General features: G+C 68.8%; 4 protein-coding genes. All 4 read left to right on the forward strand.

Going from position 1 to position 8,181, the window contains the following annotated elements; genetic code table 11:
• Nucleotides 1-82 precede the first annotated feature (82 nt).
• The gene (locus VFS34_09930) at nucleotides 83-4,807 is read left to right on the forward strand and encodes a PKD domain-containing protein (GenBank protein ID HET9794770.1); all 4,725 of its coding nucleotides are present in this window, start codon (nucleotides 83-85) and stop codon (nucleotides 4,805-4,807) included.
• A gap of 148 nt (nucleotides 4,808-4,955) precedes the next feature.
• Nucleotides 4,956-6,026, forward strand: a complete 1,071-nt coding sequence (locus VFS34_09935; protein ID HET9794771.1) for a radical SAM/SPASM domain-containing protein — start codon at nucleotides 4,956-4,958, stop codon at nucleotides 6,024-6,026.
• A complete protein-coding gene (locus VFS34_09940) occupies nucleotides 6,023-7,282 on the forward strand; it encodes an ABC transporter ATP-binding protein (protein ID HET9794772.1) in 1,260 nt (419 codons plus the stop codon). The genes VFS34_09935 and VFS34_09940 overlap by 4 nt, the downstream gene beginning before the upstream one ends.
• A partial coding sequence (locus tag VFS34_09945; protein ID HET9794773.1) for a class I SAM-dependent methyltransferase occupies nucleotides 7,279-8,181 on the forward strand: 903 nt, incomplete at its 3' end. The genes VFS34_09940 and VFS34_09945, both read left to right, overlap by 4 nt.

The raw sequence follows: 8,181 nt of genomic DNA on the forward strand, positions 1-8,181 counted from the left end.
GCTGCACGCGTCGACCGCCTGTCCGCCGAATCTCGCGCCGATTGCGACCAGCACCGCGACGATTTCCTCCACGGCCGTGCTGGTGACCGACCTGACCATGGCGCGCCGGTCTCCGGCAATCTATGGGATCACGAAATACGGAACCATCGGGGCCTATCTGGGGTCGAATCCCGGGTCCCCGTCGCCCACGATCGCGCAGATGAGCTTCCGCACGGGCGGCCCCGTCGGGGGCGGAACGCTGATCGACTGCTTTCCCGGGCCCGTCGGAATGGGCGAGACCGATACCGGAAACGGCTCGGGTCGGATGGCGGTCGTGTGGAACGGCTCGGGCTGCGGCGCGCCCGAGCAGCTGATGGCCATCAACGCTCCCGGCGGCAGCGAAACCTACGGGCAGCACATCGACGTCCACAACGGAGGGACGGTCTCGTCCGCGGCGGTGACCGCCGCGCTCACGTCGACGGGGAACTACGCGGCGTATTACGCCGATGCGACGGCCACGTACGTCGTCAACGTCACGACCCCCGCGTTCAGCGCGAACGTGACGCCGCTGGCGGCGACGCAGACGCTCACCTCATGGAAGAGCGCGCAGCGGTTCGCGGTCCTCGGAGGCTCCGGGCCGACGGACTCCGACCGGTTCCTGGCCGCCGCGTTCTTCACGAAGGGCGGGGGCACCGTCCAGGTCGCCTCGATCGGAAGCGACGGCCGCCTGACCCCGCTTTCCACGTCGGCGCCGCTCTCGTCCTCGGGCATTTCCGGCACGTCGCAGCAGATGGCGGCGTATCCGAGCGGCACCGGTTATCTGATCTTCGTCGTGCTGTCGGGCGGCATCGACGTCTTCTATTTCGACGGCACGACGCTCGCGGCGCGAGGAACGATTCCCAACGCGGGAGCGGACGGCTACGCCCGCATCCAGGTGCCGGTCGGCGCGCCGGCTCCGATGGTCGTCGCCCAGAAGGCGTCCGCGTTGACTCTCGACGTCATCACCGGGGGATTCCTGAACGGACTGCAGGCCTCGGGAACGCCGTCGGTGGACACGACGATTCCCGCGCTCGTCAACGACAACGGCGGCGGCTTCGGAGCGTTCGTTCCGGGGGACTCCCCCCAGACGCTCTACACGTATCGCATCTCCGGCGACACGACCGGCCTGAAGTGGGTCACGCACACCTTCGACATCTCCTGCGTCGAGACGCCGACTTCCCCGAATCCGGTGGCGGCCTTCACGCTGACCAACAAGAGCGCGCAGGGACGGGTCGACCAGACCGCATACGTCGGCGACACGTTTTCCTTCACCGACAAGTCGACCGCCGGCACGGGCGGACCGATCACGAACTGGTACGTCTGGGCGAACTACAACGGCTCGACGTCGAACACGTCGAATGCCGACGTTTCGGCGATTTCGGCGCCTTCGCTGCCGAACCTGCTCTTTCCCTGCCAGACTCTCTCGAGCAATGCGTGTGGATACACCAGCATCGGCGGAACGTCGATCGTTCAGACGTTCGGCGAGCTCGTCGCCGCCGGCAGCCTGAGCTCCACCGTCGCCACGAGCTCCGTCACGGTCAAGGTTCCGGCGACGCACGTCGCGGCCCAGGGATCCGACGGGAGCGTCAAGATCCTCACGGGGGGATCGATCGACGCGAGCGCCTCCAACGGCAGCCCGACCGGTTTCGCGTGGTCGTTCAAGGACGCCGCCAGCGCGGCGCTCTCGACGAGCTGCACGGGGGCGACCTGCGTGCCGCCGGCCAATGCGGCCAGTTTCACCGTGGCGGCGAAGTACGCGGGAGGCTACCAGGCGGCGGCCGTCGGGGGGACGATCCTGTTCACCGACATCGCCGGCTCGATCAGCGTTCCGGCGACGCTCTACTCGACCCAGACCACCACGACCGCGACGTTCGCCCTTCAGAAGGGGAGCACCGTCTCGATCACCGGCGTGTCGTACCGGTACGACGCCGGAACGCTGACCGCGATCTCCCCCGTGCCGGGGCTCACCTCTTCGGCGACGATCACGGTTCCCGCGCTCACGACCGGCCAGAACCACACGATCACGTTCGTCGTGACCTACACCGGCGGCTCCAAGGGCTCGTCGGTGTCGTTCCAGGACACGTTCCTCTACAGCGCCGTCCAGTACACGCCCAAGGCCTGGATGAGCAAGCAGCAATCGTCGAGCTCGACCGACACGTGCTCGACGAACGTGTTCGGCGGGAACATCACGACGTGTTCCGGCGCGCCGGGAACGTACAATCTCAGCGACCAGGGGGACGCCGGCAAGCCGGGGGTTCCCGCGACCTGGGACTTCGGGGACGGCTCGCCCGTCGACACCAGCCACCTGACGACGGATTTCGTGTCGCACAGCTACGCGGCCGGAAGCTATACGCTCAAGCTGACCGTCGAGGGAATCACCGTCTCGCAGAAGTTCAGCACGATTGCGTCGGCCCTTTCGGCGAGCATCAGCGGACCGACCTCCCGCACCGCGGGCCAGTCGGGAACCTGGTCGGCCCTGGCTGCGGGAGGCCAGTCGCCCTACACCTACAGCTGGTCGTCGAGCGACGGGGGTTCGGGCTCCGGCGGGAGCTTCACTCACGCATTCGCCAGCACCGGCTCGATTTCGCTGACCGTCCACGATTCCGCGGGTGCGACGAAGACCGCGAGCCTGTCGGTCACGGTCGGTGGCACCGGAGGCGGGACCTACCAGATCGCGATCGCCGGTCCCACGAGCGTTTCGCTCGGCTCCGGGGGCACGTGGACCGCGAGCGTGAATGGAATCAGCTCGGCGAACGCCGTCTTCGCCTGGTCGATCAACTCGAATCCGCCGGGGGCGTTCCACGACTCGAAGAGCGGGGCCACTCTGGGCTACAACGGATTCCCGAGCACCGGCACCTACACCCTGCTGGTGACCGGAACGGCGATCGTCAACGGCGCGCCGATCCAGCTCAAGGCGAGCCCTGTCCTCACCGTGACCGTGGCTGGCGATCAGCACGTTCCCGATGCGACGTTCGACGTCCTCGGCGCGCAATTCAACCAGTTCGGCAACGCCTGGGGCGCGAAGGCCGGCGACCTGATCACGCTCACGGCCCGGGACACGCAGGACAGCCCGGTTTATGCGTGGAATTTCGGCGATGGAACCCTCCTCGCGGGCGCCGACAAGAAAGTGGTGACCCATCAGTTCCTGAGCGGCGGCCAGATGAGCGTGTCGCTCCGGGTGACCAACAGTTACGGGCACAGCGCCTCGAATACGCAGCGGTTCGCGATCACCGGCGGGCCGACCTTCTCGGCGCTGACCGTCCCGGGGGCCGGGCACTACGAGATCCCCGGAGCGGGGGCGTACAGCACGGCCCTGTCCCTGTTCAACAGCGCCGCCGTCCCGGTGACGATCGCCCTCGACTTCGAGACCGCGGACGCCGGGAGCCTCGACCCCACGAAGCTGCATTTCCCGACGGCGGGACAGCCCGGCTTCGTCACGCTCCAGCCGAACCAGGGCTTCTCGAGCAGTGACGTGACCTTCGGGCTGCTCGGCAAGGACGGTACTCCCGGGACTCTGTTCATCAAGTACACCGGGCCTGCCCCGTCGGCGGTCGCCCGGATCTCCTTCTCCGACGCCGGCGGACCGAGCTACGGCACGTATCTCCCCGTCTACCAGATCTCGGCGAGCGGCGCATCGACGCTCGGGGTCGCGTCGAACTCGGCCTCCACGAACGTCCAGAACGTCGTCGGGTTGAGGTTCGACGACGACTATCTCGGAGGGCTGATCGTCGTCTCGGCGTCGCCGACCGGCGGGGCCTACGACGTGAAACTCTTCCGGGACACGGGAGAGCAGATCGGAACCACGCTTCAGGAGACGATCCCCGGCTATCAGCAGGTCAAGTTGAGAGGCTCCGATTTCGGCGTGACGGCGCCCGACCCCGACCACATCTATTACGCCACCGTCTCGCCTTCGGCGGGATCGACGGCGCCGGCGATCGCCATCGGCAGCGTGACCGACAACCGCACCAAGGACTCCCTGCTCCTGACGGACGACACGCCGCCGGCCGGCGTGGCCGCGGGACAGAACGCGACGTACTTCATGGGAGGAACCGGCCGGTTCGGAAGCAGCAGGACGGACGTCTACGTCCTGAATACCTCCGCCTACCCGGTCGTCCTGAATTTCACCTACCACTACCTCGGCTCGGACGGCCAGCACCACGACGTCACCTCCACGGTCGACGAAGCCGTTCGGACGGTCGGGCCGAATCAGGCGCTTCCTTTCTCGGATGCGATCAGCATGCTGTTCCCCGATCTCGCCGGGGACTCGATCGGCGAGCTCGAGATCGACTACAGCGTCCGGGCGGACCTCGGGCGCCTCGTCATCGAAGGGCGCAACTACGCCGACCTCGGGCAGGGGACGTACGGAATGCAGCTCCCGGCGTTCGCGATTTCCGACGGGCTCCTGCCGGGTTCCTCCGAGCGTACCGTCCTGACCGGGCTCCACAACGACCTGAGCGAGGGGTCGACGACGGACTACGACTTCATCTCCCGTTTCGGGTTCATGGCCCTCGGCGACGAGCCCGTCACGGTCCATGCGGTCGCCTACGACGAGGCCGATGGAACGATGTTCTGGAGCGGCGACTTCACGTTGAACGGCGACGCGTACGGCCATTTCCTCTACATTCCGACGACCGGGTCGAACGCGCCCGCGGCGTTCGCCGGACATTCCGCGTTCAACATGGTGATCACGGCGACGGGGGGCGACGGGACGACGCCGGCGGCGGCGTTCGGCACCATCCAGGACACCCGGAGCCGCGACGTCGTGTTCATCCCGGGCAAGGGCTTCTAGGGATCTTCCAGTTTCGGCAGGCTGCAGGGCCCGGGACCTCCCGGGCCCTTTTGCTGCCCGCGCGGCAATCGGGAAATCGGGCACGAAAGCCCCGCTTCTCCGTAAGAACAACGGTATGGCGCTGTTACAATCGCGGGAAGGAGGGGATTTGTCCGCGACGAAACCGGCCGAAAACACCCTGATGCTCTCCCCGTACGTGCATCGGGAGGCGGACTCCCTCTACAACCCGGTCACCGGCGAGCGCGTCGGGGGCCTTTCGGCGCCCGAGGTCGATGCGCTCTCCCGCGGCGACCCGGCGGGAATCCCCGAGGATCTGAGGGAGCGACTCGAGGCGGCCCGGTTCCTCATCGAGGACGTGTTCGCCGAATCGCGGCGTTTCTCCCTCTTCTGCGTCTCGCTCGAGACGTCGTCGGTCTGCAATCACCGCTGCGGTTTCTGTCCGGTCTCGGTCGATCCCCGGGGCGCCGAAGTCATGGCTCCGGCGCTCTTCGAGAGGATCGTGGGGGAGATCGCCGACCTCGCGACTCCCCGGACGGTCGTGTCGCTGAGCAACTACAACGAGCCGACGGTCGATCCCCACTTCGAGGACCGCTGCCGGACCCTGTTCGCCCGGCGGCTCCCGGTTTCTCTCCTCACGAACGCCTCGGGGTTGAAGCCGGACGTCGCGCGACGGATCGCCTCCGCGGGGCGGTTCCATTACCTCGGCATCAACCTCCCGACGCTCGACCCCGACCGTTACCGGGAGCTCCACGGCACGCGCGATCTCGCGCGTGTCGTCGCCAACGTCGAGGCGCTCGAGGCCGTCGACATCGCCGCGGAAAAAGCGATCGTGGCCCTCGGCTACGAGGACGAGGCGCACCGCCGCGACGTCGCGGCGCTCCGGGAGAGATTCCCCGGATGGTCGGTCCGGGCGTTTCCGATCCGCAGCCGCGCCGGGCAGATCGGGACGATCCTTCCGCCCCCGAAGAAACGGCTTCGCGGATGCGAGTTGATGGGCTCCCGCCCGTTCGAGCACCTCCACGTCAACGCGACGGGCAGCGCCGTCCTCTGCTGCCAGGACTACTACGAGAAGTGGACGGTCGGCGATCTCACCCGCCAGAGCGTCGCGGAGGTGCTCGGGGGCGAGCGGATCGCGCAGATGCGGCGGTGGGCCTACGGCGTGGAAGACGCGCCCGACGAGTTCCTCTGCCGCCGCTGCGAGTTCGCGCTCGGCGAATGAGCGATTCCGATCCCGGCGCCTCCGCCTCGGTCGTCGCCGAGAACCTCGGCAAGACCTACCGCCTCTATCGGCGGCCCGCCGACCGCCTCGTGGAGCTCGTCACCGGTTCGTCCCGCCACGTCGATTTCCAGGCGCTCGAGAACGTCTCGTTCGAGCTGCCGCGCGGGGCGAGCCTCGGCCTCATCGGCGAGAACGGCGCGGGCAAGTCGACGCTCCTGAAGCTCGTCGCCGGAACCACCGCGCCTTCCGAGGGCCGGGTTTCCACGCGCGGCGCGGTCGCGTCGATCCTCGAGCTCGGCATGGGGTTCCATCCGGAATTCTCCGGCCTCGACAACGCGCGGATCAACGGCGCTCTGCTCGGGCTGTCCGCCGGCGAGATCCGCCGCCGGCTCCCCGCGATCCGGGAGTTCTCCGAGCTCGGCGACTTCTTCGACCGGCCGGTGAAGACGTACTCCTCGGGGATGATGCTCCGCCTCGCCTTTTCGGTCGCCACGCACGTCGACGCCGAGGTCCTCATCGTCGACGAAGCCCTCGCCGTCGGCGACGGGTATTTCCAGAAGAAGTCGGTCGACCGGATCGTCGCCTTCCAGCAGGGGGGAGGAACGCTCCTTTTCTGCTCGCACGCGCTCTACTACGTCGCGACGCTGTGCGACCGCGCGATCTGGCTCGAGCACGGGCGCGTCCGCGAGCACGGGAAGGTCCTCCCGGTCGTGCGGCAGTACGAGGCGTACCTCCAGAGCAAGGAAGAGCGCCGGCGCGAAGCCGAACCGGCTCCCGCGCCCCGGGCGGGAGGGCTGCCGGCGCGGATCACCGACGTCGTCGTCCACGACGGGTCCGGCTTCCCGGCTTCGGAGTTCCGGTCGCAGAGCACGGTCGCGTTCGACGTGGCGTTCGAGAGCACGGATCCCGCCGCCGCGTTGACGGTCCGGATCGGCATCGACCGGGAGGACGGGGTTCAGGTTTTCGCCGCGGATACCCGGGAGGCGGCGCCGGCGTTGACGGGGCGGCGGCGATATCGCGTCCGGCTCACGCTTCCCGATTTCCCGATTTCGCACGGCGATTTCACCGTCTTCGTCTATCTCGCCGACGAGCACGGGCTCCATCTCCACGACGCGCGGATCCTCTCGCCGGGGTTCTCGGTTGTTTCTCCGGTCTATGCCGTCGGCCTGGTCGCGCCGCCGCGGGTCTGGTCGTTCCCGCCGGAGCCCGCGGAGCCGGATCGGAGCTCGCCGAGCTCGGCCTCGCTTTCGGCTTGATCCGGTTCCTCTTCCCGCGCCGCTCGGAGGACTACCTCGGACGTCTCTCGCGGGTGCGGTGGCGGCGGGCGTTCACGCCGTGCGGGGACGCCCTGGAAGGCGTGCTGGAGGTGCCGGACGAGCGCTCGATCCCGGCGCCGGGCGCGGCGCCGGCCCTGGCGGCGTGCGCGGGGATCCCCTCGGGGACGATCTATCCCCTGGACTCGGCGGCGAGCGGCGATCTCGGGTGGGCGCCGCCCCTCGTCTCGACCCTTCGGGAGCTGGAGGCGATCCCGGCGCCTCCCCCCTCCGCGGCCCGGGCGCTCGCGGCCGCTCCCGCCGATTTTCCGGCGCGTTTCGTGATCGCCGGACCGGCGGGGCCGCCCCTCGTCGCGCCGGGGTTCCGGGTCGTCCGCGTCGCCGAGACGTTCGGCGCGCGCAGGGAAATCCTGGCGCGAATTCCCGCGGGCGCGCGGCGGCTGCTGGACGTCGGATGCGGACCGGGGGAGACGGCCGCGGAAGCGCGCCGGCGGCATTCCGGACTTCGCGCGGAAGGGATCGAACGGGACCCACGCTTCGCCCCCGCCGGTCGCCTCGCCCTCGATGCGTTTCACGAAGGGGACGCGCTCGAGGTCCTGCGCGCGATGAGCTCGCGCGGCGACCGGTTCGACGTGCTCGTCTTCGCGGATTCCCTCGAACACTTTCGCGATCCGTTCGAGGTGCTCGACGCCGCCGGCGGAGTGGCGATGCCGGGCGCCACCCTCGTCGTCTCGGTGCCCAACGCCGCGTCGGCGCCGGTCGTCTCCGATCTCCTGAGCGGACGTTTCGACCCGATCGGCGCCGGCCCGGAAGACGCCGGACACCTTCGCTGGTTCACGCGGCGATCTCTGCAGGAAATGCTCGCGGAGACGGGCTTCACG

Source organism: Thermoanaerobaculia bacterium (assembly GCA_035717485.1).
Classification (GTDB): domain Bacteria; phylum Acidobacteriota; class Thermoanaerobaculia; order UBA5066; family DATFVB01; genus DATFVB01.

Bases quoted from the DNA above. Each gene is read 5' to 3' on its own strand.
- VFS34_09940 (HET9794772.1), top strand. From the start codon at position 6,023: ATGAGCGATTCCGATCCCGGCGCCTCCGCCTCGGTCGTCGCCGAGAAC.